This window comes from Lewinella sp. IMCC34191, from assembly GCF_003390935.1.
Taxonomy (GTDB): domain Bacteria; phylum Bacteroidota; class Bacteroidia; order Chitinophagales; family Saprospiraceae; genus Neolewinella.
In genome coordinates this window covers 168,047-192,074 of the sequence record NZ_QNQZ01000008.1, presented here as the reverse complement: position 1 = coordinate 192,074, position 24,028 = coordinate 168,047, and the positions used below count along the sequence as shown (strand labels likewise).

Here is a 24,028-nt window from a genome sequence, read left to right as displayed (position 1 = left end):
GGGGCCGCAGAGCGTGCAGTGATTTTTGTGATCCACGTGAGCGAGAATCGCATAGATCATTTGTTCAAATCTTTTCCCGAAGTGCCCATAGGATATATGGGAAAGTCCGTCGGTTGACCACGAAAGGACGGGTTGTTCGCATCCGTGCTGGAACATTATTGTTACTTTACGGCCTCCTTTATTGGGGAACGAACAAATCGATCATATGAAATTCAATTCGCAGGGTGACGAGGAAGTCACCTACGACGCAATCGTCGTCGGTACGGGGATCAGTGGCGGCTGGGCCGCCATGGAACTGACCAAAAAAGGGCTGAAGACGCTTGTACTGGAGAAGGGCCGGATGGTACAGCACGGCGACTATCCGACCGCCAACCTGGATACCTGGGATCTGGAGTTGCGGAACAACGTGCCCGCCGAGGAGATCAAGGAACATTACTCCAAGCAGAACCGCACGGGTTATACGGTGAGGCCGCAGAGCAAGCACTGGTTCGTCAAGGATGACGAGCACCCCTACAGTGAAACCGAACGCTTCGACTGGATGCGTGGCTACCACGTTGGCGGCCGTTCCATTATGTGGGGCCGGCACAGTTACCGCTGGAGCGATCTCGATTTTCAGGCCAACGCCCGCGACGGGATCGCTACCCCCTGGCCGGTAGGCTACGCCGATATCGACCCCTGGTACACTTACGTCGAGACCTTCGCCGGTATCAGCGGAGAAAAACTCGGCCTGAGCCAGCTACCCGACGGGAACTTCCTGCCGATGATGCCGCTAAACTGCGTCGAAGATCAGGTTCGCAAGGGCGTGGCTGAAAACATGGGCGGCCGGGTCGTTACCGCCGGCCGAGTGGCTCATCTCACCGCTTACGACCCGAGCGTACACCTCGGTACCCGGGGAGCCTGTCAGTTCCGTAACCGCTGCATCCGGGGTTGTCCTTACGGCGGCTACTTCAGCAGTGTCTCCTCGACCATACCCGTGGCGATGGAAACCGGAAATATGACCATGCGCCCCAACAGTTCGGTCTACAGCCTTATCTACGATAAGGAGAACAAGCGAGCAAAGGGAGTCCGTTTCCGCGATACCGAAAGCGGAGAAGATCACGAAGCCTACGCCAAGGTCATCTTCCTCTGTGCCTCGGCAATCCCCAGCAGCTACATCGTCATGAATACCGAGCACGAAGAAGGCGTGACGATGGACACCAGCGGCGAACTCGGCGGTAACATCATGGATCACCACTTCCGCGTGGGTGCCAACGGCGACACCGATGACTACGGCGACAAGATTGAAAAGGGCCGCAAACCAAACGGCGTCTACATTCCCCGCTACCAAAACCTCGGCGACCGCAATAGTAAGCGGGACTACCTCCGCGGCTTCGGCTACCAGGGAGGAGCCGGAAGAAACGGCTGGAGCCACCTCGTTCGGGAAATGAACGTCAAAGTCGGTCCCGAATTGAAAGAGTCGCTGATCCGCCCGGGTAAGTGGACGATGGGCCTGACCAGTTTCGCCGAAACCCTGCCCGATACCAACAACCGGATGACCATCAATCGCGATGAACTGGATAAGGACGGCCTCCCCACCCTTACCTTCAACGCGAAGTGGGGCGAGAACGAGTACGCCATGGTCGACGACATGATGAACGATGCCGCCGAAATGCTGGAAGCGGCCGGCCTCAAGAATGTCAGCACCTACAATGCGCACTCCTACCCCGGCCTCGGCATTCACGAGATGGGCATGGCCCGCATGGGCAGCAGCCCGAATAACAGCGTGGTAGACAAACACAACCGGCTCTGGGCCGCTCCAAACGTCTACATGACCGACGGCGCCTTCATGACCTCCGCCGCCTGCGTGAATCCGTCGCTAACCTACATGGCCTTCACCGCCCGCGCCGCGGACCACGCCGTTAACGAACTTAAAAAGATGAACATCTAGGAAGATGAAAAGAAGAGAATTACTGCGGTATACCGCCTACATCACCGGGATGGCCGTCAGCGCCCCCGTCGCTTCCGCCCTCCTCGCCGGTTGCAAACGAGACGAAGCCGTCGCCGCCGGCGAAGCGGTTTACGAACCCACCTTCTTCAACGAAGATGAGTACGAGTTCATCTCCAAGCTCGCCGATACGATGATCCCCACCACGGACACCCCGGGCGCCCTTGACGTCGGCGTGCCCGAGGTTGTCGATAAAATGGTCGGTCAGGTCTATACGGAAGAAGCCCGCTCGAAATTCCGTGACGGCCTCACGGCGCTACGCGAACGCATGGACGCCGATGAAGCCGGCCCGTTCAATGGAATGGATTCGGAGAAATCACTGGTCTACCTGCAGGACCAGGATCTCCACTACAAGAATCCCGACACCGATTGGGATACGATGCCGGAAGTCGACGGCTCCGCCCGCGATACCTACTTCGACCTCAAGTCGCAGATCGTCGGAGCCTGGTTCAATAGCGAACCGATCGGAACGGAAGTATTAGCCTATCTGCCCGTGCCGGGAGAATACATTCCCTGCGGTGACCTGCAGGAACTGACCGGGGGCAAAGCCTGGGCTATTTAGGCCACCGACCTACATTTTAGTTTCGCCAGGGGGTAGCCCGACCATACGTTCGCTTTCGTTTCGGAGGTGGGGCTACCTCTTTTCATGTATTCTACTTATCGATCTATGAAATTCAACTCCCAGGGCCGCGAAGAGGTCACCTACGATGCTATCGTTGTCGGTTCCGGCATCAGTGGCGGATACGCCGCCATGGAACTCTGCAAAAAGGGCTATAAAGTGCTGATGCTCGAACGCGGACGGATGGTAGAGCACGGCGACTACCCCACAGCCAACCTGGACACCTGGGACCTGGGCATTCTGAACAAAGTCCCCCGCGAGGAAATCGCCGCCCACTACTTCAAGCAAAACCGCCTCAATTGGTGGGTCAATGAAGACAACAAACCCTGGATTGTCAAAGACGACGAGTATGACTACGACGAAATTCAGCGCTTTGACTGGATCCGCGGCCACCATCTCGGCGGACGGTCGATCATGTGGGGCAGGCAGTGCTACCGGTGGAGCGACCTCGACTTCGAAGCGAACCTCAAAGACGGAGTAGCCGTCGATTGGCCGATTCGCTACGCCGACATTGAACCCTGGTACACCTACGTGGAAAAATTCGTTGGCATACAGGGTAATAAGGACGGTCTTTCCCACCTCCCGGACGGGGAGTTCCTTCCCCCCTTCCAGCTAAACTGCGCGGAGGATCACTTTAAGCAGGCGGTCGAAAAAACCTTCCCCGAGCGGAACGTGATCTCGGCCCGGACCGCCAATCTCACCAAGTATATCCCCGAACTACACCACGGTACCCGCGGGCAGTGTCAGGCCCGCAACCGCTGCTGGCGCGGCTGCCCCTTCGGAGGTTACTTCAGCAGCCTGTCCTCGACGATTCCCGTAGCGCAGGAAACCGGCAACCTGACCATCGTGCCCCACAGCATCGTACACTCCCTGATCTTCGACGACGCGACCCAGCGTGTGACCGGAGTGAACGTGATCGACGCCGAAACCAAGGAGACCCGGGAGTATTTCAGTCAGGTGGTCTTCTGCAATGCCAGTACCATCGGTTCCACCGCGATCATGCTCAACAGCAAATCGGAGCGCTTCCCGGATGGGCTCGGTAACGACAGCGGCGAGCTTGGCCACAATCTGATGGACCACCATTACGGGATGGGCGGATCCGGTGTATTCGAGGGCATGGAGGATGAGTACTACAAAGGCCGGAAGCCCAATCGCGGCTTCTACATTCCCCGGTTCCGGAACATCAACGACGCTACCCGGCAAGACTTCCTACGGGGGTACGGCTACCAGGGCGGCATCGATCGTATTACCGACATGAACGCTCCTCTCGGACCGGAATTCAAGAAGGCGATCAGCACCCCGGGCCCCTGGCGCTTTCAGGCGACCTGCTTCGGGGAATTGCTGCCCTACCACGATAACCGCGTGTTCCTGAGCGATGACAAAACCGATCCTTACGGCATCCCCACCCTCGTGTTTGACGCCGGTCTCAAGGAGAACGAACGCAAGCTGCGGGAAGACGGCGTCAACGCCCTCGCCGAAATGATGGAGGCCGCCGGCTTCAAGGATATCGAAACCTACAACAGCCCCACCGCCGTGGGTGCCTGCATCCATGAGATGGGTACCGCACGCATGGGCCGCGATCCGCGTACCAGCGTCCTGAATAAGTGGAACCAAGTCCACGCCGTTCCCAACGTCTTCGTCACCGACGGCGGCTTCATGACCAGCTCCGGCACGCAGAACCCCTCCATAACCTATATGGCCATGACCGCTCGCGCGGTGGATTACATGGACAAGGAACTGAAGAAGAACGGAACCATCTGAGGCCACTAGCGGCTGAGCGTACGGTGTACATCGGTCCGGGAAGCCCGCAGCGCCGGAATGAAGGCGGCCACGATCCCGACGATCAGCGCACCCAGGAGCAGATATGCCTCCCCGGGCAGAAAAACCAGGGACTGAAAGTCGTAGCGGTACGTCCGGGCGAAGTAGCGGGCGACTAACCAGAGTCCGAGGTGGCTGGCGAGCAGCCCCAGTATCGCCCCGGCTACGGCCGTGATGGTGCCCTCCATCAACAGAAGTCCGAATAATTTGCCGGGCCCGGCCCCCAGTGTCCGCAACAGTGCCAACTCGCCACGCCGCCGATCGAGGGAACTGTACAGGCCGATAAAGATGCTCAGGATGCTGACCACGACCACCACGTAGCCCAGCTGCCGCAGCACATCCTCCCCCTGCCCGACCGTCGAATATAATTCTGTGAGCTGTACGCTCGGGGTGACCGCCTGCATCTCGGTATTCTCATTGATGCTGCGCTGCATATTCAGTCCGACCACGCTGGTCCCTTTGAACTTCAGCAGGATCGAGGTGATCGACTCGTCATCGTATATGGTCAGTGGTGCGCTCACGTCGTAGGCAGCATGTTCGTGGTCGTGGTCGTGATCTTCTTCGCCCTCCGCCGCTTCGTGGTCGTGGGTATCGTGCACGGCCCACAGACTTTCCGTCGGGGTAAGCAGGATCAAATCCGCAACCGTACCCGTCGGGGCAAGGATACCGGTAACGGTAAAGGCGGGGGCATCCCGGTGGGTAAGGTCGTCATCCTCGATCAGTCCGTGGCTACTCTGAAAGGTGTCGCCTACCTGAAGATCGAGCTCCCGGGCGGCAGTCGCACCGGCAACAACATCCATCGGGGCGGTCCACAGTTCACCGCTAGCGAGTTCGGCTCCGTACACTTCCAGAAAGGATGCGCGGGTGCCAACGATCCGACGCCCGCGGTAGCTGTCGCCCAGCGATAAGGGGACGGCCAGTTCGATGTAGGGGTGTTTGGGATTCAGGAATGGTTTCACACCGGACAGCGGTACGTTCCCGGTAGGGGAGCTGATGTGATACATACTCGACATCATCAGTTGGAGCGGGCTTCCCTTCGCCCCCACCACCAGATCGATACCGGCCAGGTTGCGATCGAATTGCTGCTCCAATTGCCAGCTCAGCAGCAGGATGAGACTGATGAGCCCCGCACCGAGCGCCGCCAGAATGAGGCTCAGGGCCGTCGTCCAGGGTCGGTAAAGCAGATTGCGGAGTGCCAGGCTAAGTAGGGACAAGCTTATTGGTTTTGTACGTTGGCGGGCTCAATTTCCACGATTCGCGAAAAATCGGGCCGCAGCCGGCCATCGTGCGTCACGACCACCAGGGCAGCTCCTAGTTCGGCGGCACGTTCGCGGAGCAGTCGGCTCACCCGCCCGGCATTCGCATCGTCCAGCGCACTGGTAGGCTCATCCGCCAGGATTAATTTCGGACGGTTCACCAGTGCCCGCGCGATCGTCACCCGTTGCTGTTCCCCCACGCTCAGCTCCCCCGGCTTACGATTTCCGTACTGCCCGATCGCCAGCCCGTCCAGCACCGATTGGATAAAGTCTCGGTCCGGCGGCAGTCCCGCGAGCTTACGCGCCAAACTCAGATTTTCGACCACGTTCAGCGCCTCCACGAAGTACGCTCGCTGTAGCACGAGCCCGATGTGCCGCCCCCGGAAGCGATCCAGGTCACCTCTGGCCAGGCTCTCGTAATCCGTCCCGTCCAGCGTCACGCGACCACCCGTCGGCGTCAGTATACCCGCCAACAAGTGCAACCACGTCGACTTCCCCGACCCACTGGGCCCCAACAACAGCGCCCCCTCCCCCCCCCCGACCGACAAGTCCGGAAAAGAAAACCCCGCCCCCCCGGCACGGTAGCTGTACGACAAATCACGGGTAACTAGCACACCCCAAAAGTACACACTAGCCACACATCATTTACCGCGCCGTGCGAAGCACCAGCCTCTACCGCGAACGCAGTGAGCTCTACCGCGCAGCCTCTACCACGAACGTAGTGAGCTCTACCGCGCAGCCTCTTACCGCGAACGCAGTGAGCTCTACCGCGCAGCCTCTACCGCGAACGTAGTGAGCTCTACCGCGCAGCCTCTACCACGAACGTAGTGAGCTCTACCGCGCAGCCTCTTACCGCGAACGCAGTGAGCTCTACCGCGCAGCCTCTACCACAAACGCAGTGAGCTCTACCGCGCAGCCTCTACCGCGAACGCAGTGAGCTCTACCGCGCAGCGCGAAGCGCAAGCTCCACCGCGACCAACGGGAGCTCTCCTCCCCCCTCCAACAACCGCCCAACCCTCCCAAGCGTTACCTCCCAGGAGACTATGCAAGACAGAACCGTACTCATCACAGGAGCTAATGATGGCATTGGCCGGGCTACCGCCGAGCGCCTGGCGCATAAAGGCTACCATCTGGTGCTGGCCTGCCGTGACGAGACGAAGGCCCAGCGGACGGCCGACGAGCTGGTCCGGAAGACGGGCAACGAAAATATTGACACCATTCCCCTCGACCTGGCCGACCTGGCCAGCGTCCGCGATGCCTCGGAATTGTACCTGGCCGAGCACCCGCGGCTTGATGTCCTCATCAACAATGCCGGGGTATACAGTGACAAGCTGGCCCACACGAAAGACGGTTACGAACTGCAGTTCGGCGTCAACCACCTCGGTCACTTTCTGCTTACGCTGAACCTCCTGCCGGCCATGCAGTGCAGCAACCTCTGTAGTCGGGTCATCAACGTATCCAGCGCCCTCCACACCAAGGCGGGCATCGATTTCGGCAACCTACGCGGGGAGCGGGGTGCCGATACATACAGCGGGGGGAAAGCCTACGCGCAGAGCAAGTTGGCCAATATTTTATTCACCAAGGAACTCGACCGGCGCCACGGCGCGGAGCTCACTACCAACTGCCTGCACCCAGGTGTGGTGGGCACGTCGCTAGCCAATAAGCACGGCAAGTTCCTGACCAAAGCCGTCTGGTCGCTCTACAAGCCCTTCGCCCGCACGCCCAAACGCGGGGCGGACACCAGTGTTTACCTCGCCAGTAGCCCGGAGGTCCGTGAAGTGAGCGGCCGATATTTTAATCCGTCCCAGTGCCTCATCAAGCCTTCCCCCACCGCCTGTAACGAGCAACTCGCCGGTCGGCTGTGGGACTACAGCACGGAAGCCGTACGGGATTATCTTCTCTAAACCGCCCGAGATAGTACCTTCGCGCTATGCCACTCGACCAACAGGACGTAGATACTTGGAAATACGACGAGGCCGGTAAGCCCATACCCGAAATGGATAAGGAAATGTCTTTCGTGGACCACCTGGAAGAACTGCGCTGGCACGTGATGCGGGCGCTGATTGCCATGGCCGTCTGCGGTATCGTGCTTTTCCTTTTCAATGATTGGTACTTCCGCTATGTCTTATTCGGACCCCTCCACGAGGATTTCCCCAGCTACCGGGTATTCTGTGCCATATCGGATTGGCTCGGCACCGGCGATGCACTCTGCTTCTCCCCGCCTAACGTACTCGTGCAGGCCACCGAGTTCGGCGAGCAGTTCATCACGGCGGTCAAGATGGCCTTCGTTGGCGGGTTCGTGCTTTCCTTCCCTTACGTATTCTACGAGATCTGGTCATTCATCCGGCCCGGCCTTTACCCCGCCGAGCAGGCGGCCACCCGGTGGGTGATCGCGATTTGTTCCTTTCTCTTTTTCCTGGGCGTGGCCTTCGGCTTCTTCGTCGTGGCTCCCTTCGGAACGAACTTCCTGATGGGCTTCGAAGTGGGGGGCGCGGTCAACCAGCCCAAGATGGCCTCGGTTATCGGATACATGGTCATGTTTACCCTCCCGGCCGCCCTCATCTTCGAGCTGCCGGTCCTGGTTCACTTTCTGGCCAAGTTCGGTCTCGTCACCGCGGAGTCGATGCGGCAGTACCGCAGGCACAGTGTCATCGGCATCCTGATCCTGTCCGCCCTGCTGACCCCACCCGACGTGGTTACCCAAATACTGATTGCCTTACCGCTGTACACGCTGTACGAAATCTCGATTTTCGTGGCCAAGCGTGCCCAACGGGAATACGAAGCCGCTTTGGAATAGTTTTTGCGGCGGAGCGCAGGATAAAGGCATTTAAAATTAACAGCATGTTTATCATACCCCCATACATCCGATTCGCACTGATCGCCGCCGGCATCATCGGCGGTACCGCCCTCTGGGTGGCCTTCGGTTTCTGGTATGGCTTTCCCTTTTTGCTGGCGGGCATCATCCTGCTGCTCGGCTACATTTTCCTGGGTACCGTGGGGCCCGCCGCCAAGGCCGTCCAGATGCAGGACTTCAACCGCGGCGAGCAACTGCTAAACCTGACCCTGAAGCCGGACTGGCTCTACAGCGCCAACCGCGCCTTCTACTACATGATGCGCGGTACTATCGCCCTGAGCCGTAAGGACCTCAACGCCGCCGAGGGCTACCTCAAGCAGGCCGACGCCATCGACGTCCCCACCGCCAACGAAAAGGCCATGCTCAAGCTGCAGCTGGCCCAGATCGAAGCCAACCGCCGCAACTTCGGCGCCGCCAAGAAATACCTCAAGGCCGCCAAGGAAACCAACGTCAAGCTCCCCCAGATCACCGACCAGATCGACCAGCTGGATACCGCCCTGCGGCAGTCCGGCCAGGTCAAAGCCGCCCAGCGGATGGGCAAGGAAGGCCACCGCATGATGTCGCGCGGGGGTAAGCGTCGGCGCCCGAAAGGACGGTAGAAGAGGGGATTTACGATTTCTGATTTACGGTTTACGATTTGGCGGGGATGCTCGCTGTGCTCGTGGGGTACCAGTCGTCTGCCCAGCGATAGCTGGTCCGCCGACGGTTCGGAAGCGAAAATCTCTCTTACCCCAACCACCAACTTCACCAAGTTACCCCCCCTAAACACTTCTCCACGACCCGCCCCCTGGGAAGACGAGCTACCGCTCGGCCGACCAGGTGGCTGTTGTCAGTCGTCCGGAACGGGCTGGGTGTTGTTCAACGGCCATACTACCTGCGCTCCGCCGCAAAAGCCTACTTTGATCGCCACGAGCGGAGCGAGCTGCCTCACAAATCGTAGATCGTAAATCAAATATCGTAAATCGTAAATCCCCCTTGCTCTACCTCCACATCCCCTTTTGCAAACAGGCCTGCAGCTACTGCAACTTCCACTTCAGCACTAACCTGAAGCAACGTACGGGAGTAATCGATGCGCTGGTGCGGGAACTGGAAGTACGGCGTACGGAACTACCGGCGGAGACGGTACCGTCCATCTACCTCGGCGGAGGCACGCCCTCGCTGCTGCGGGCCGACGAGCTGGATAAGCTATTCGATACGATCCGCCAAGCGGAATATTGGGACGGAAGCGCGGAAACGGAAATCACCCTGGAAGCCAACCCCGATGATCTGGACGCGGAGACGATTGCCATGCTCGCGAATAGGCCCGTCAACCGGCTGAGCATCGGCATCCAGAGTTTTGACGAGGCGGACCTGCGCTTCATGAACCGCGCGCATAATGCCGTAGAGGCACGCTCGGCGGTGGAAAAGGTGGTAGCTGCGGGTTTCGATAATCTCAGCATCGACCTGATCTACGGGGCACAAACCACCAGCGACGCCACCTGGGCCGAAAACCTGCGCATCGCCACCGACCTCGGCGTCAATCACATTGCCTCCTATGCCCTGACGGTCGAACCCAAAACCGCCCTCGGCCACCGGGTGGCTACCGGAGCCGTACCGGATACCGACGACGATAAATTCGCCCGCCAGTTCGACATGCTGATCGAGCATCTGGAGGGAGCCGGTTTTGAGCACTACGAGATATCCAACTTCGCCCGGCCCGGTCACCGCAGCCGCCACAACAGCGGGTACTGGACGGGGCAGCCCTATTTGGGCGTCGGGCCCGGGGCCCACAGCTTTAACGGCAGCGACCGGCGCCGGTGGAACGTCGCCAATAATGCAGCCTACGCACGCGTCTGGCCGGATATCCATTCCACGGAGGATTACGAAGGTGCCGGACCACTCTTGTACGGGGAGGAAGTACTTACGGAACGGGATCGCTACAACGAATTCGTCATGACGGGCCTACGCCGGAGCGAAGGTATCGATCTGCAAGATCTGGCGGATCGCTTCGGCCAGGAGCGCGCGGACCACTTCGCGCGGGAAGTCGCCCGCCACCTTACCGCCGGTACGCTTCGCCAAGTGCCCCCGGGAGCCATCTTTCGGCTGACGCGGGATGGACTGGCGGTAGCCGACGGAGTAGCCGCGGATGCCTTTCTCTAGCGGAAGAGCACGTAACGAGCCGCCAGGGCCCCGTAGCCGGCACCGAAGGTGTTGACCCCGCTACCGTACTTGCGGCCGACGAAAACGGTCGGCACCCAGTCGAGGGAGAGCGTAACCGGTGCGTCAACGAAGGTATACTGCAGTCCCAGGTAGCCGGAAAGCCCGAGGGTGACGGAACTTTCGTCTACCAGGTCGTAGTTCCAGAACTGGATGCCGGCGCCGCCGCCGTAGTACCACTGCAGGCCATAGACCTCGGCGATATCATTGTGCCGTTGGTAGGCTGCGTTAATGCTGAACCAGCCGTAATTGTCGAAGCTGCGGAAGCCCGCGTAGACCTCCAGGGCATCCGTGCGGTTCAGATAGTTCTTGTAGGATACCGACAGCGGATAACCGAAGCGCAAACCGATGGCGGAACCGAAGTCCTGTGCTTGGGTTAGGGGCGACAGCCCCAAAAAGAGGAGACAAAAGAACAGACACCGAAGCGTGTGCATAGGGCTAGACGTTTTGGCCGCGACCTAAGTAATCGCGTTCCTATGGGCAATCAGCCGGCAAGGTAACGGATAGTCTACGCACCGCATAGTCGGTGTCTGTCCTTTACCCCAATTACGGGCGACCCAATACGTAGCGTACGGCCAGTGCTCCGTAGCCTCCACCGAAGGAATTAAAGCCGCCGTAGGAGGAACTTCCGATGAAAAAGGTGGGCACCCAATCGATGCTGGCCGTCACCGGCGCCTCACCGAAGGTGTACTGTACGCCGAGGTAGCCGGAAACGCTGAAGGTGGTGCTGCCGGAGGCTTCCCAGTCGTAGCTCCAAAACTGGGCACCGACGCCGCCGCCGTAATACCATTGCAGCCCCTCCAGGTCTTCGATGTCCTTGTGGATCTGGTAGGCCCCGTTGACGCTGATCCAGTTGGCCACGCCGCTGTACCCCCGGAAGCCGACGTAGCCCTCCAGCGCGCTGGATTCGGAGATGAAGGTTTTGTAGCTGACGGAAAACGGATAACCCAGGCGAACCCCGACGGCGGACTTAAAATCCTGCGCGGAAAGTGCGGCAAATGCGGTAATAAACAAAAAGATGAGTGTGAAGCGGATGTGATTCATAGTGTATGTGGTATACCCCTTTATGCCACCACTATCCGTCACGTTACCTGTTCCGTCCAGAAATTTTGGTTTAAAAGAGATAGCGCACCGCTACCACCAAATCATCCCGTTGGGCGTGAATGGATTGTCCGGCAAAAAAGAGAATAAGACTGACGGCGACGAACCGAATAAACTTCATCATATCGTTCCGATGATGAGCAGTCTATAAAGCACTAAGGCGGTACTTATTGCCAGACCGATGCTCAAAATAGTGGCCCAGATCACCGTGCGCCGACTGTCGCGCGCTTCCCGCTGGTAATGCTTCTGATAGGCACGTTGCATCCGGTCTGCTTCCTCCGTTTCCCGTTCGGTATCTGCGTGGTCGGTGGTGGCGGGGGGACGGTTGAAATCGACGTTTCTCCATTCCTCGGGTAGCAGGTTTTCAAAAAGCGACCCTGCCGTAGTGGTGTAAAGTTCAGCTGTGCACATTGGGCTGGCAATTGATCCTCCGCAAGGTAAAGGCGGGTGTCGGGGGTGGTAACCTTCTTCGATGGGCAGGATGCGAAGATCGACGAATGACCCGTCAGTAGGGCGAAGGGTCATCGGCCAGCCGCGCGGTCCAGAATTCCTGGAAGGGCCGTAGCGGTTCGCTGTAACGATAGATCCGGGTGCCGTACTCCCGGGCTTCCGGCTTATCGATGGCGCCGACCACCTCGACCTGGCCAAACCAGTCGTCGAGATCGGAGGCCGGTTCGTCGTTGATGTAGTAGAAGGCCGTAAAGGGCTCCGAAAGCGAATCCGGCACCCAATAGTTAAAGGCATCGCTGAAGGAGATCGGTTCCGGGACGCCTTGGTGCCCCTTGACCATAAGGGCTGCGCCGGCCTGACCGTAGTTTTCGCAGTAAAGTGCCGTGGTCTCCGGACTCGGCTCCTGCGCGTAAGCGGCTACCAGGGCTTGTTGCAGTTCCGTCCAACCCAGCTGGTCGGCGTAATCCTGGGGCAGGGGATGGATTTTACCGTCCTCCCACCGGCGGCCGGGAACGATACCGTAATCCCGCTCCAGGTCTTGAAAGTAGGTGACCAGCGCGGCCTCCCCGATGACCGGCAGGCCCAGCGGCAAAATGGGGACGGTCAGGACAACCATCGCCACCGGGAGGACGTATCGCCAGCCAGTGGGTCCCAGCCACTTCTCCCACAGCACGGCACCGGCGGTGATGAGGGCCGGAAAGGTGCCCATGGCGTAGTAGCTCTTTCCGCGCAGCAGCAAGAGGACGGCGAAGGTGAAGCACACCGCGGTGGCCAGTACCCTGTACCGCCGGAGCAGTTGAAACAGGCCGGGCACGAGCAGCAAGGACCCCGCGAAAGCCATCGTCAGCTGGTCGGTCAGGATATTCATTCGATTTACGTTGACCAACTGCTGGCGGCTTAGGGCCTGCAAATGTCCGACCGCTGCCCAATCGTGGGTGACCTGCCAGAGCAGATTGGGTACCCATATCAGGAGGGCTATTCCAGCCCCGTAATACAAGTGACGCTCCCGAAAAATGGTGGGTCGGAAGATGAGGAGGCCCAGCAGTAGGCCGCCCACCCACAGCAGTACCAGATATTTCGTCAACAGGGCTACCCCGACCACTACGCCGAGGTATAGCAGGTACCGACTACGCGCGGTGTTCAGGTAGCGCAGCAGGAGCAGGGTGAGTACCGTCCACCAGATTAAATCCAGGTGCACCGGCTGGAATAGGTGAAACGTCCGCAGACTAACCGGCATGAATACCGCGGTAGCACATGCCAGTACGGTCGCGAAGGTGCCGCCCCGCATTTCCTTTACGATAGCGGCGATCAGCCAGACGAAGACGCCGCTCAGCACGGCCGGCAAAAACTTCACGGCAAAGACACTGGTGCCCAGCGTAATGCGCACCAGCCCGGCCAACCAGCCGATCACCGGCGGCACGGAGGGATATCCCCAATCGGGATGATAGCCCAGCGCGAAGTAGAGGAGCTCGTCGCGGTGGTACGAAAGTGAGGTGGCCGCGTAGAGGTGCAGGACAATAGCCAGCAGGGTGAAGGCGGTAACCCAGATCGAGGGGAAGTGCTTTGCTTGTTGCATCAAAGGAAGTACACGATGGTGGTATACAGTCCGATCAAAATAAGCCCCCACGTAACGATTTGCCAGCGGCGGTCCGCAGCCATCTCCAGCTCCAGCTGGTCCCGGAATTTCTTCTGTACGGCGGGCCGGGCCTGTCTGTCAAATCCGGCGTTGGACGTCCATTTTCGTTTCACCGCACCCAGGAAGGAGCGATTTTTCCGCATGGCCGCATTCCGTTTGATTGCTGCATTGGCCGCACTGGCCGATCCGCCGAAGCCCATGGTGAAGGAAGTTTGATCGGGTACAACATCGGTCGATACGGAGGTGCCGGTAAGTTTTCCCGATAAACTTCGGCGAATAGTCGACGGAAAAAATCCATGCCCCGTGTGCAATCCATCCAATCGGTGCATCTACCTGACAAAGCACGCACGACATGGCCTACACTCCCCTCCGAATCTCCATCCCCGAACCCTGCCACGAAGACTGGAACCGCATGACACCCGTGGGCCACAACCGACGCCACTGCGCGAGCTGCGACAAGGCGGTCACCGACTTCAGCTGGATGACCGACCGGGAGATCCACCAGTACCTGGCCGTGGCCGGGAATAATTTGTGCGGTCGTTTCCGCCGCGACCAGCTGGACCGGCCGGTACGCGCGTACGTGAAGCCGTCTACCGGCTGGCGGGCGGCGGCGGCCGGGGCGGGGCTGCTGCTGAGCGCGGGGGTGGGTGCCCAAACGGCAGATGATGCCCCGGTTACGGAGCCGGAACCTTCCTACGCGGCAATGAGCGAGATCATCAACGGGGACACGAAACGGGAGGCACGAATGAAGGGGGAATTCCGCGGACAGATACTTGATGAAAATGGAGAGCCGCTGATCGGGGTTACGGTGCTGATCCAGGGAACCACTACCGGGACGGTGACCGATCTCGATGGCAAGTTTGAGCTGACGGTGAAGGCCGGTCAGGTTTTAAGGCTAAGTTATACAGGGTACGAAGAGCTTGTCTACCTTATAGACCGGGACGACTCCGGGTTCGAGGAGCAAAAAACGTTCATACTAGAAATGTCGGATCAGATACTGGCGGGAGAAATAATCATAGTTGGCGCATGCTACGTCGACTATTCAGAACCCGACACCGCCTTTTTTGCCTTTTCCCAGCGCGATACGGTCATCGTCCAGGAAAAAACCCCTCCCGTCATCACCGTCTCCCCCAACCCCTTCACCGATCGCCTCAACGTCCAGTTTCCCGCCGAAGCGGCCGGCGCCCTTTCCGCCCAGCTGTGGCACGTGAACGGGCAGATGATCCGCAAATGGCAACCCCAGCCCCACGAAGCCGGACGGGCGCGGATCGAGCTTCCCTTGGGCGACACCAGCCTCATCCCCGGCCACTACATCCTGCGGATGACCGACCAGGACGGTAAAGTCACCAGCCAGATCGTCCTGCACCAGTGAACACGATATACACGTAGGGGCGTATAGTAAATATGTCCACTTCCGCTACCCGCATATTGCGCGAACGTATCGTGCTCATCTTCGACTTTGACGACACCCTCGGTCCGAGCACCACCGAAACCTACTTTAAACACCTCGGCCTGCCCTACGACGACTTCGCCGCCCGCCTGGAGCAGCGGCAGCAGGACATCTGGCAGTACCCCCTGGCCAAGGCCGACCTGCTGCGGGAATATTCCCACCGGGAAGACAGTCCCATCACCCGGCGGTCCATGGAGGATTTCGGGCGGGAATTTCCCCTCTTTCCCGGTGCGGATAAACTCGTGGACTGCCTGAAAGACTACGCCGCCGACCGGGATGAGGACGTACGACTGGAGTTCGTCCTGCTCACTGCCGGCTTCAAGACCATTCCTGAAAGTTCCATAATCGGCGAGCAGTTCGACCGGGTGTACGGCGGGGAACTGGAGTTCGACCACGACGGCCGCATCCTGAGCGCGCGCCGGGTCATCAGCCACGTCGATAAGGTGCACTACATCAAGCAGCTGGTGGAAGGCCTCGACCTCGACAAGGCCAGCGAACTGGAGAACACCTACATCGACCACGACCCCAACAACAACTACGTGCCCATGGCCCAGGTAATCTACGTGGGTGACGGCAGCAGCGACATGTCGGCCTTCCAGGTCGTGGAGAGCGGCGGGGGCGTAGCAGTGGCCATTAACCCCGAGGGGGATTCGTGGGAAAACTATAAAAAAATGAGCCGCGGCCGCCGCGTCCACAACCTCGAGGACGCCGACTACCGGGAAGACAGCGACCTCATCCAGACGCTCACACTCGGGATCGATATGATGATCAGCCGCATCAAGCTACTGCGGTTAGGAGAAGACGATTAACGGCTTTGTATATTCGGTCGACTAGATATCGATCGTGCGCTACTACCCTGCCCTCCTCGGACTCCTCCTGCTCCTCTCGTGTTCCGCGGAAGAAAGGGAGGGATTACTCCCGCTCCAACCCGGCGACAGAGTCGTCCTCATCGGCAACAACCTCTGCAGCCGCATGGCCTACTTCGGGCACTTCGAGTCGGCCATGTACCAGCAATACCCCGACGCCAACCTCACGGTCCGGAATATGTGCGACCCGGGGAACACCCCCGGCTTCCGCCCCCACGCCAGCCGCGCCGAGCCCTGGGCCTTCCCCGGCGCCGAGGCGTTCAACCCCGACGTCAATCGCCCGACGGGCAGCCAGGGCTTCTTTCCCACCGAGGACGAGTGGCTAGACACCCTCGACGCCGACGTGGTGATCACCTTCTTCGGCCTCAACGAAAGCTACGCGGGCCGCGCCGGAGAAACCAACTTCGCGCTGGAACTGGACAGCTTTCTGCGTCACTCCCAGCGGCAGCTGTACAACGAAGAGAGCCCTCCCCGCCTGGTCCTGGTCGGCCCGCCGGCCTACGAGGACGCCTCCGCATTCGGACTGCCCGACGGCCGGCAAGAAAACGAGCGGCTGGAACGCTACGCCGGCATCATGGCCGACATCGCCGAGGACAATGGCGTTCCCTTCGTCGACCTGTACGCGCCCTCGCTCGACTGGATGGCCTCCGGCGACCGCCTGACCTCGGACGGCATTTCCCTCACCGACGTGGGCTACCGCCGGCTCGCCGATCACCTGGCCGAAAAGCTGTTCGGCACGACGCAGCCATCGGACGACCCCGAACTACTAGCCCGCGTCAACGAGAAAAACCGCTTCTGGCTCCTCGACTTCAAAATGCCCAACGGCGTCCACGCCTACGGCCGGCGCTACGACCCCTACGGACCGGACAACTACCCCTACGAAAAGGAGAAGGTGCGGCAAATGACCGCTAACCGGGATACAACCATCTTCGCCCATCTGCGCGGTAACGCCTACGACCTTACCGCCGCAGACGCCCGTACTCGTACCCTGCCCGCGGTGCAGACCAACTACGCCGTGGAGCCGGCGGACTCCGTCGAATACCTCTACGGCGAGGAAGCCCTGGCCACCTTCACCACCGCCCCCGGCTTCGAGATCGAGCTGTTCGCCTCCGAGCGAGAGTTCCCCGAACTGGCCAACCCCTGCCAGATGAACTGGGACGACCGCGGCCGGCTGTGGGTCAGCCTCATGCCCAGCTACCCCCACTATAAACCCGGCGACGAACTTCCTAATGACAAACTCATCATCCTGGAGGATACGGACGGGGACGGCAAGGCCGACGAATTGAAGGTATGGGCCGACAGTCTCCACCTGCCCGTTGGTTTCGAATTCGCCAACGGCGGCGTGTACGTTTCCCAGGGGACGAACCTCATGTTCCTGCAGGATACCGACGGCGACGATCGCGCCGACCGCCGGGAGATCGTCCTGAGCGGCTTCGACGACCACGATACCCACCACAACATCAGCGCCTACGAGGCCGACCCCGGCGGCGGCATCTACATGGGCGAGGGCATCTTCCTGCACACCAACGTCGAGACGCCCTACGGCCCGGTGCGGGGCACCAACGGCGGCTTCTACCGTTACAATCCCGTCCGCGGCCGGCTGGAGCGCACCGCCCAGATCCCGATCCCGAACCCCTGGGGCATCATCTTCGACGCCTGGGGGCAGCCCATTTTCGCCCACACCAGCGGCACCCAGGTACGCTGGATGCTGCCCTCCACCATACAGCCGGTCTACGGCGTGCAGGCCCCTATGGCCGACGACCTGATCGAGGAGGCCCACCGCGTCCGCCCCACCTCCGGCCTGGAGATCGTGAGCAGCCGCCACTTCCCCGACGAGATGCAGGGCGACCTGCTCATCAACAACACCATCGGCTTTCTCGGCACCAAACAGCACCGGCTGTTCGACAAGGGCACCGGCTTCGACACCCGCTGGCGGCAGGACCTGGTGACCAGCACCGACCCGAACTTCCGGCCTGTCGATATGGAATTCGCGCCCGACGGCAGCCTCTACCTGGTAGATTGGCACAACGTCCTCGTGGGGCACATGCAGCACAACGCCCGCGACCCCCTGCGCGACCACGTCCACGGCCGCATCTACCGCATCACCTATCCCGAGCGACCATTGGTCGAAGCGGTCCCGGTAGCCGACGCGTCCATCGAGCAACTGCTGGACAACCTGGAGCTCCCCGAATACCGGACCCGCTACCGCAGCCGGCGCGTACTCCGTAACCGCGATACCGAAGAAGTAATGGCGGCGGTGCGCAGGTGGATAGCTGACCAAAATGAGCAGGCCGATCAGTACGAGCATCTTTTACGGGAAGCCCTCTTCGTGACCTGGGGAGCCAACCGAATCGACCAATCCATACTGGACGCAGCGAGCCAGGCGGAGGACTATCGCCTCCGGGCCGCGGCCGCGCGCGTGGTCCGCTACCTGGGTTACCAACTGGAAGATGCCGCTGACCGGCTAACCGCTTTTGCCGGTGACGCCCACCCCCGCGTACGCATGGAAGCGATCGTAGCGGCGAGCTGGCTGCCTCCCGACCAGGGTGAGATGGTGCTGGCCGCCGCCGAAGCGGGCGAGCTGGCATCCTTTGACCGGGAAGTATTGCTCAACGCCCGCGCCCAGATGAACGGACAGGCCTACGTACCGCCCGCTGCCGCGGTGTCAAATGAACCCGAGGGGCCTTTGGCGAAGGCCTACGCACTGGGCGAAGAGATCTTCGCCCGGGAATCCTACTGTGAAACCTGCCACCAGCAGGACGGCCGCGGGCTCGATGCCACCGGTTATCCGCCCCTCGCGGGATCGCCCTGGGTGACCGGCGACAAGGAACGCCTCATCAAACTGGTGATGCACGGGCTGTACGGTCCGCTGGAGGTGAACGGCAAGCGGTACAACGGCCAGGTACCGATGACGGCCTACGGCGGCCTGATGACCAACGAGGAAATGGCCGCGGTGCTGACCTACGTGCGGAGCGCCTTCGGCAACGAGGCAAGCATGGTGACGCCGGAGGAAGTAGACCAGGTGCGCGCCGTTACCGCCGGCCGCGACCAAATGTACCGGGCCGGCGAATTGCTGGAGGAGCACCCCTTTCCGGAAAAAGTGAAGAAGTAAGGCATAACTATGAATCAATTGTTCTTTCCGGCTTTCCTGTTGTTGGTGCTGCTTTCTACCTGCGCTCCGCCGCAAAAAGAATCCGCCGTGACGGAGGAAGCGCCCGCGGACCGGCCCAAGATCGTGTTCGTCACGGGCGACGAGGAGTACCGCTCCGAGGAATCGATGCCGATGCTGGCGGCCATCCTGGAGCGCGAACTCGACGCCGAAACGGTGGTCGGGTACAGCCTGGATAGCAGCGGGGTCATCGATCCGAACAACGTCTACCACATCAGCCGCCTCGACGAACTGGCGGATGCCGACCTGATGGTGGTGTTCACCCGCTTCCGCCAGCCGCCGGCGGAGATGGCCGCGAAGATCACCGACTACGCGGAGAGCGGCCGTCCGATGGTGGGCTTCCGGACGGCCACCCATGCCTTCCGCTATACCGAGCAGCAGGACAGCGCGTTGATGCACCTGAACGACGAATGGCCTACGGAGGTATTCGGCCAGCAGTGGATCACCCACCACGGCCACTTCGAGGACGGCCACGGGCGACTGACGGAGGTGAGCCTGGTCCAAGACCGAGCGAATAGCCCTATTCTCAATGGCGTCAAACCCTTCGAAGCCTACTCCTGGCTCTACCACGTGGACGGCGGCGACTGGCAGCTAGCCGGCGACAGCAAGCCCCTCCTGATGGGCCACAGCCTGCGATCCAATCACGAGGAGGCCGGGCGGCTGGACGAATACCCCCTCGATAATCCCGTTGCCTGGACCAAGACCTACACCGGCAAAAGCGGCGACCCGGCCCGGGTATTCTTCACCACCCTCGGTCACCCCTTCGACTTTAAAGAGGCAAGCATGCGGAAACTGGCGCTGAACGGAATTTACTGGGCCCTGGGTCGGGAGGACTCCATACCGGCGGACGGGGTCGATGCGGACTTCGCCGGCCCGTACGATCCGAACAACTCCGGCTTCGGCGATAAATACAAGATCGGGCTACGCCCCGAGAGCCGGTAGCCGATGGCATCCTTTACGCCCCTATACCAATTGCTTGACGAAGCCGGCCTGTGGAACCGCCGGCTGACGCTGAAACGCGGCGAATATCTGATGCTGCACGGCCACCGCGACCGCGATATCTACTTCGTGCTAAGCGGCACCCTGGTGGCCACCGCGATCATCGACGGGGAGGAGCAGTGTATGCGCTTCGGTTACGCGGGCGATGTGGTGGCGGCCATCGACACGCATATTGGTGGGGGGGCTTCCTGCTTTGGCATCAAGGCGTTGCGGAAAAGCGAACTGGAAATCGCCAACTACAGCGACTACCGGGCCTTCATGCAGGCCGACCCGGAGCGACGACGGGCGTGGGAACAATCGATGGAGTGGCTGATCCAGGGCCTGCTGGAGCGGGAGATCGACCTGCTCACCCCAAGTCCGGAGGATCGGTACCGGCGGGTGCTGGCCCGCAGTCCGCGGCTCTTCCAGGAGGTACCGGCCAAATACATCGCCAACTACCTGCGGATGACGCCGGAAACCCTATCGCGCATCAAAAAGGACGCGGGCTAAATCTTGCGTTCGATCAAGATTGGGGCGACGCGTACCGCCTAATTTTGTCAACATGAAAGCAAGATCAGCCCCCGAACTCCTGGACCGCCTCGCCGCGCGGGTCGAAGAAAACCTGCTGCTGGCCCGTACCCTGGCCCAACTTTCAACCGATCGATTGCGCGAACGGCCCGCCGCCGGAAACTGGAACGCGCTGGAATGCCTGGAACACCTCAATCGCCTGAACGCCCCCTACCACGACCGAATCCACGCCGCACTGGAGGTCGCCGGGGACAAGCCGGCCGTAGCGAGCTTCACCAGCAGCTGGGTGGGAAACAAAATGGCGGCCAGTATGAAGCCGGTACCTGGCACCAGACCGGTACCCACTTTAAAAAAGATGAACCCGGCGGGAGCAACGCTCGACCGGTCCGTTCTGGACCGCTTTCTGGCGGACGAGCGGCAACTGCGGGCCTTCATCGACCGGGCCCGCGAGGTGGACCTGAACCGGGTGAAGATCCGCTCTCCCCTGGCGTGGATCCTCCGCCTGCGGCTGGGCGATACCCTGCGGTTGCTGGTCCACCACGACTGGCGCCACCTGGAGCAGGCGTGCCGCGCGGCGGGGGTCCCGGTGGCGGGGGCCGTGGCGGTTTAATGCGGATGGGGGAAGATTTTCTACCATCCGCTTGCAAGATTTCCAAGCTTATGCCTACCTTTGCATCCGCTTAAGCCGGGAACGCCCGGGGAATGGCAAAAAGGTGCGGTAGCTCAGTTGGTAGAGCAATGGACTGAAAATCCATGTGTCGGCGGTTCGATTCCGCCCCACACCACATGATTCTTGGAGTACACCATCATCACCCGATTCTTCCTTGCCCCGTCGGCGAGCGATAGTTTGGTGCGATAAACTTTCTCCTCCACAAACGTATTGCTCAGAGGTCCGTCGGAATATCCGGCGGGCCTCTTTGCATTTTATCCATTACCGAAATGTCCACACCCCCCTTACGTATTGCCGTTCAGAAATCCGGTCGCCTGCTCGATGAATCCATCCAACTGCTGAAGGAGTGCGGCATCAAGATCGATAACGGCCGCGACCAGCTGAAGGCTCCCGCCCGCAACTTCAACGCCGAGGTGCTCTATCTGCGCAACAGCGACATCCCGCAGTACATCCAGGACGGCGTGGCGGACATCGGCATCATCGGGGAGAATACCCTCATCGAGAAGCGGAAGGACGCCGAAGTGGTCCTGAAACTGGGCTTCAGTAAGTGCCGCCTCAGTCTGGCTACGCCCCGCGGGACCGACTACCCTGGTCCGGAATACCTTAGCGGTCGTCGGATCGCCACCAGCTACCCCAATAGCCTGCAGGATTTTTTGGACAAAAAGAACATCGACGCCGAGATCCACGAAATCAGCGGATCGGTGGAGATCGCCCCGAATATCGGCCTGGCGGACGCGATCTGCGACCTGGTATCGACGGGCAGCACGCTTTTCAAGAACGGCCTGGAGGAGCAGGACATCATTCTGCAGTCGGAAGCCGTCATCGCCGCGAGCCCCCGCATCGACGACGCCCGCCGGGAGATCCTGGATAAGCTCGTTTTTCGCGTGAAGTCCGTGCTGGCCGCCCGCAACCAGAAATACCTGCTGATGAATGTCCCCAACGACAGCATCGAAGAAGTGACCAAAATGCTGCCGGGCATGCGCTCCCCTACCGTGCTGCCGTTGGCGGAGGAAGGATGGTCGAGCGTACATACCGTGATTAGCGAAGACCGCTTTTGGGATATTATCGATCGCCTCCGGGAGGCCGGTGCCGAGGGCATCCTGATCGTTCCCATTGCTAAAATGATCCTCTGATGCGCATACACCAAAACCCCGATCGCGAATCCTGGAATACACTTTGCCAGCGCCCCGCGAACGACCTGAGCAACCTGGAGCAGACGGTCCGCATGGTGATGAATACCGTCCGTGACAACGGAGATGCCGCCCTGCGCGATTACACCGCCCGCTTCGATGGGGTGGATCTCGACGACTTCGCGGTAAGTCCGGAAGCGATCGCCGCGGCCGGCGATCAGGTGCCCGGCGAGCTGCGGGAAGCCATCCAGACCGCGAAACGAAACATCGAGACCTTTCACCGCAGCCAGCAAACGGCCCCGGAGGAAGTAGAAACGATGCCGGGCGTACGCTGCTGGCGCGAAAGTCGGGGTATCGACCGCGTCGGGCTCTACATTCCCGGCGGCACCGCTCCCCTGTTCAGCACCGTGCTGATGCTGGCCGTTCCCGCCGCCATTGCAGGGTGCAAGGAGATCGTGCTGTGCTCTCCCCCAAATAAGGAAGGGGCGATCCACCCCGCTATCCTGTATACGGCGGACCTCTGCGGCGTGACCAAGATCTTCCGCATCGGAGGGTCCCAGGCGATCGCGGCCATGACCTACGGAACGGATACGGTGCCGAAGATGTACAAGATCTTCGGCCCGGGGAACGCCTACGTTACCGTAGCCAAGCAACTGGCCTCCATGGAAGGACTGGCTATCGATATGCCGGCCGGGCCGAGTGAAGTGCTGGTGTGCGCGGACGCGGGGGCCAAAGACACTCACGTCGCCGCCGACCTGCTCAGTCAGGCCGAGCACGGCCACGATAGCCAAGTGGTACTGCTGACCGATACCCCGGAGAAGGCAGCCTCCGTCAAAGCGGAAGTGCTCCGGCAACTGGCGGAACTGCCCCGGGAAGCGCTGGCTTCCGAGAGTATCGAAAATAGCTTCACGCTCGTATTCCCGGACTGGAACGACGCGGCTGACTTCGTCGATGCCTATGCCCCGGAGCACCTCATTCTGAGCATGGAGAACGCCCGGGACTTCGCCGGTAAGATCAGCAACGCCGGCTCGGTCTTCCTGGGCTACCATACACCGGAAAGCGTGGGCGACTACGCCAGCGGGACGAACCATACCCTTCCGACTTACGGCTACGCGCGGCAGTACAGCGGCGTGAGCCTGGACAGCTTCGTCAAAAAGATCACCTTCCAGGAATTATCGCCCGAGGGGCTGCGCAACATCGGCCCCACGGTCGAGTGCATGGCCGAAGCCGAACAGCTGCACGCTCACCGGAACGCGGTAAGTTTGCGATTAAACGATTTGTAATTAGCCGCCGGCCCGGACCGAGTTCCCGGGGAACAGCCGG

The 24,028-nt window shown here is 60.6% G+C and carries 22 protein-coding genes and 1 tRNA gene; 16 read left to right on the top strand and 7 right to left on the bottom strand.

The window, feature by feature from the left end; translation table 11 throughout:
- Positions 1–205: 205 nt before the first annotated feature.
- The 3 genes from DRW39_RS15915 to DRW39_RS15905 all read left to right on the top strand — a co-directional run bounded on the left by DRW39_RS15915 (position 206) and on the right by DRW39_RS15905 (position 4,364).
- Positions 206–1,927, top strand: a complete 1,722-nt coding sequence (locus tag DRW39_RS15915) for a GMC oxidoreductase (protein WP_116108147.1) — start codon at positions 206–208, stop codon at positions 1,925–1,927.
- A 4-nt stretch (positions 1,928–1,931) separates the two neighbouring features.
- On the top strand, positions 1,932–2,546 hold the full coding sequence (locus tag DRW39_RS15910) for a gluconate 2-dehydrogenase subunit 3 family protein (protein WP_116108053.1): 615 nt from the start codon (positions 1,932–1,934) through the stop codon (positions 2,544–2,546).
- A gap of 105 nt (positions 2,547–2,651) precedes the next feature.
- Complete coding sequence (locus tag DRW39_RS15905) at positions 2,652–4,364, top strand: GMC oxidoreductase (protein ID WP_116108052.1); 1,713 nt, start codon at positions 2,652–2,654, stop codon at positions 4,362–4,364.
- A 5-nt stretch (positions 4,365–4,369) separates the two neighbouring features.
- On the opposite strand, the gene DRW39_RS15900 is transcribed toward DRW39_RS15905, so the two are convergent.
- Positions 4,370–5,635, bottom strand: coding sequence for an ABC transporter permease (locus tag DRW39_RS15900; protein WP_116108051.1), 1,266 nt, complete (start codon positions 5,633–5,635; stop codon positions 4,370–4,372).
- Between the two features lie 2 nt (positions 5,636–5,637).
- Complete coding sequence (locus DRW39_RS15895; protein WP_116108050.1) at positions 5,638–6,291, bottom strand: ABC transporter ATP-binding protein; 654 nt, start codon at positions 6,289–6,291, stop codon at positions 5,638–5,640.
- Between the two features lie 429 nt (positions 6,292–6,720).
- Between DRW39_RS15895 and DRW39_RS15890 the strand changes: the two genes are divergently transcribed.
- The 4 genes from DRW39_RS15890 (at position 6,721) to hemW (ending at position 10,670) form a co-directional block, all read left to right on the top strand.
- Positions 6,721–7,581: an SDR family oxidoreductase gene (locus DRW39_RS15890; RefSeq protein WP_116108049.1), complete on the top strand. Its 861-nt coding sequence runs from the start codon at positions 6,721–6,723 to the stop codon at positions 7,579–7,581.
- Positions 7,582–7,607: 26 nt separating this feature from the next.
- A complete protein-coding gene (gene tatC / locus DRW39_RS15885; RefSeq protein WP_116108048.1) occupies positions 7,608–8,474 on the top strand; it encodes a twin-arginine translocase subunit TatC in 867 nt (288 codons plus the stop codon).
- A gap of 44 nt (positions 8,475–8,518) precedes the next feature.
- A complete protein-coding gene (locus DRW39_RS15880) occupies positions 8,519–9,130 on the top strand; it encodes a hypothetical protein (RefSeq protein ID WP_116108047.1) in 612 nt (203 codons plus the stop codon).
- Positions 9,131–9,506: 376 nt separating this feature from the next.
- Complete coding sequence (gene hemW, locus DRW39_RS15875; protein WP_116108046.1) at positions 9,507–10,670, top strand: radical SAM family heme chaperone HemW; 1,164 nt, start codon at positions 9,507–9,509, stop codon at positions 10,668–10,670.
- Here the strand turns inward: hemW and DRW39_RS15870 are convergent.
- From DRW39_RS15870 to DRW39_RS15850, 5 genes are all read right to left on the bottom strand, one after another.
- Positions 10,667–11,161 (bottom strand): hypothetical protein, encoded by a 495-nt coding sequence (locus tag DRW39_RS15870; RefSeq protein ID WP_116108045.1) that lies wholly within the window; start codon positions 11,159–11,161, stop codon positions 10,667–10,669. The genes hemW and DRW39_RS15870 overlap by 4 nt on opposite strands.
- 112 nt (positions 11,162–11,273) lie before the next feature.
- On the bottom strand, positions 11,274–11,771 hold the full coding sequence (locus DRW39_RS15865) for a hypothetical protein (protein ID WP_116108044.1): 498 nt from the start codon (positions 11,769–11,771) through the stop codon (positions 11,274–11,276).
- Positions 11,772–11,948: 177 nt separating this feature from the next.
- Positions 11,949–12,239, bottom strand: a complete 291-nt coding sequence (locus DRW39_RS15860; protein WP_116108043.1) for a hypothetical protein — start codon at positions 12,237–12,239, stop codon at positions 11,949–11,951.
- 94 nt (positions 12,240–12,333) lie between these two features.
- Positions 12,334–13,854, bottom strand: coding sequence for an ArnT family glycosyltransferase (locus tag DRW39_RS15855; RefSeq protein ID WP_157976161.1), 1,521 nt, complete (start codon positions 13,852–13,854; stop codon positions 12,334–12,336).
- On the bottom strand, positions 13,854–14,114 hold the full coding sequence (locus DRW39_RS15850) for a hypothetical protein (RefSeq protein WP_116108041.1): 261 nt from the start codon (positions 14,112–14,114) through the stop codon (positions 13,854–13,856). Before DRW39_RS15850 ends, DRW39_RS15855 begins: the two co-directional genes overlap by 1 nt.
- Positions 14,115–14,266: 152 nt before the next feature.
- Between DRW39_RS15850 and DRW39_RS15845 the strand changes: the two genes are divergently transcribed.
- The 9 genes from DRW39_RS15845 (at position 14,267) to hisD (ending at position 23,988) form a co-directional block, all read left to right on the top strand.
- Entirely contained in the window at positions 14,267–15,286 is a 1,020-nt protein-coding gene (locus DRW39_RS15845) for a carboxypeptidase-like regulatory domain-containing protein (protein WP_116108040.1), read from the top strand.
- Between the two features lie 32 nt (positions 15,287–15,318).
- A complete protein-coding gene (locus tag DRW39_RS15840) occupies positions 15,319–16,173 on the top strand; it encodes a hypothetical protein (RefSeq protein ID WP_116108039.1) in 855 nt (284 codons plus the stop codon).
- 34 nt (positions 16,174–16,207) lie between these two features.
- A complete protein-coding gene (locus DRW39_RS15835; RefSeq protein WP_198664912.1) occupies positions 16,208–19,342 on the top strand; it encodes a PVC-type heme-binding CxxCH protein in 3,135 nt (1,044 codons plus the stop codon).
- Between the two features lie 9 nt (positions 19,343–19,351).
- Complete coding sequence (locus DRW39_RS15830; RefSeq protein WP_116108037.1) at positions 19,352–20,341, top strand: ThuA domain-containing protein; 990 nt, start codon at positions 19,352–19,354, stop codon at positions 20,339–20,341.
- A gap of 3 nt (positions 20,342–20,344) precedes the next feature.
- Positions 20,345–20,887: a Crp/Fnr family transcriptional regulator gene (locus DRW39_RS15825; protein WP_116108036.1), complete on the top strand. Its 543-nt coding sequence runs from the start codon at positions 20,345–20,347 to the stop codon at positions 20,885–20,887.
- Between the two features lie 52 nt (positions 20,888–20,939).
- Complete coding sequence (locus DRW39_RS15820; RefSeq protein ID WP_116108035.1) at positions 20,940–21,515, top strand: DinB family protein; 576 nt, start codon at positions 20,940–20,942, stop codon at positions 21,513–21,515.
- Positions 21,516–21,617: 102 nt separating this feature from the next.
- Positions 21,618–21,690: transfer RNA gene (locus DRW39_RS15815), tRNA-Phe, on the top strand.
- 154 nt (positions 21,691–21,844) lie between these two features.
- A complete protein-coding gene (hisG, locus tag DRW39_RS15810) occupies positions 21,845–22,708 on the top strand; it encodes an ATP phosphoribosyltransferase (protein WP_116108034.1) in 864 nt (287 codons plus the stop codon).
- On the top strand, positions 22,708–23,988 hold the full coding sequence (gene hisD / locus DRW39_RS15805; protein ID WP_116108033.1) for a histidinol dehydrogenase: 1,281 nt from the start codon (positions 22,708–22,710) through the stop codon (positions 23,986–23,988). Before hisG ends, hisD begins: the two co-directional genes overlap by 1 nt.
- Positions 23,989–24,028 lie beyond the last annotated feature (40 nt).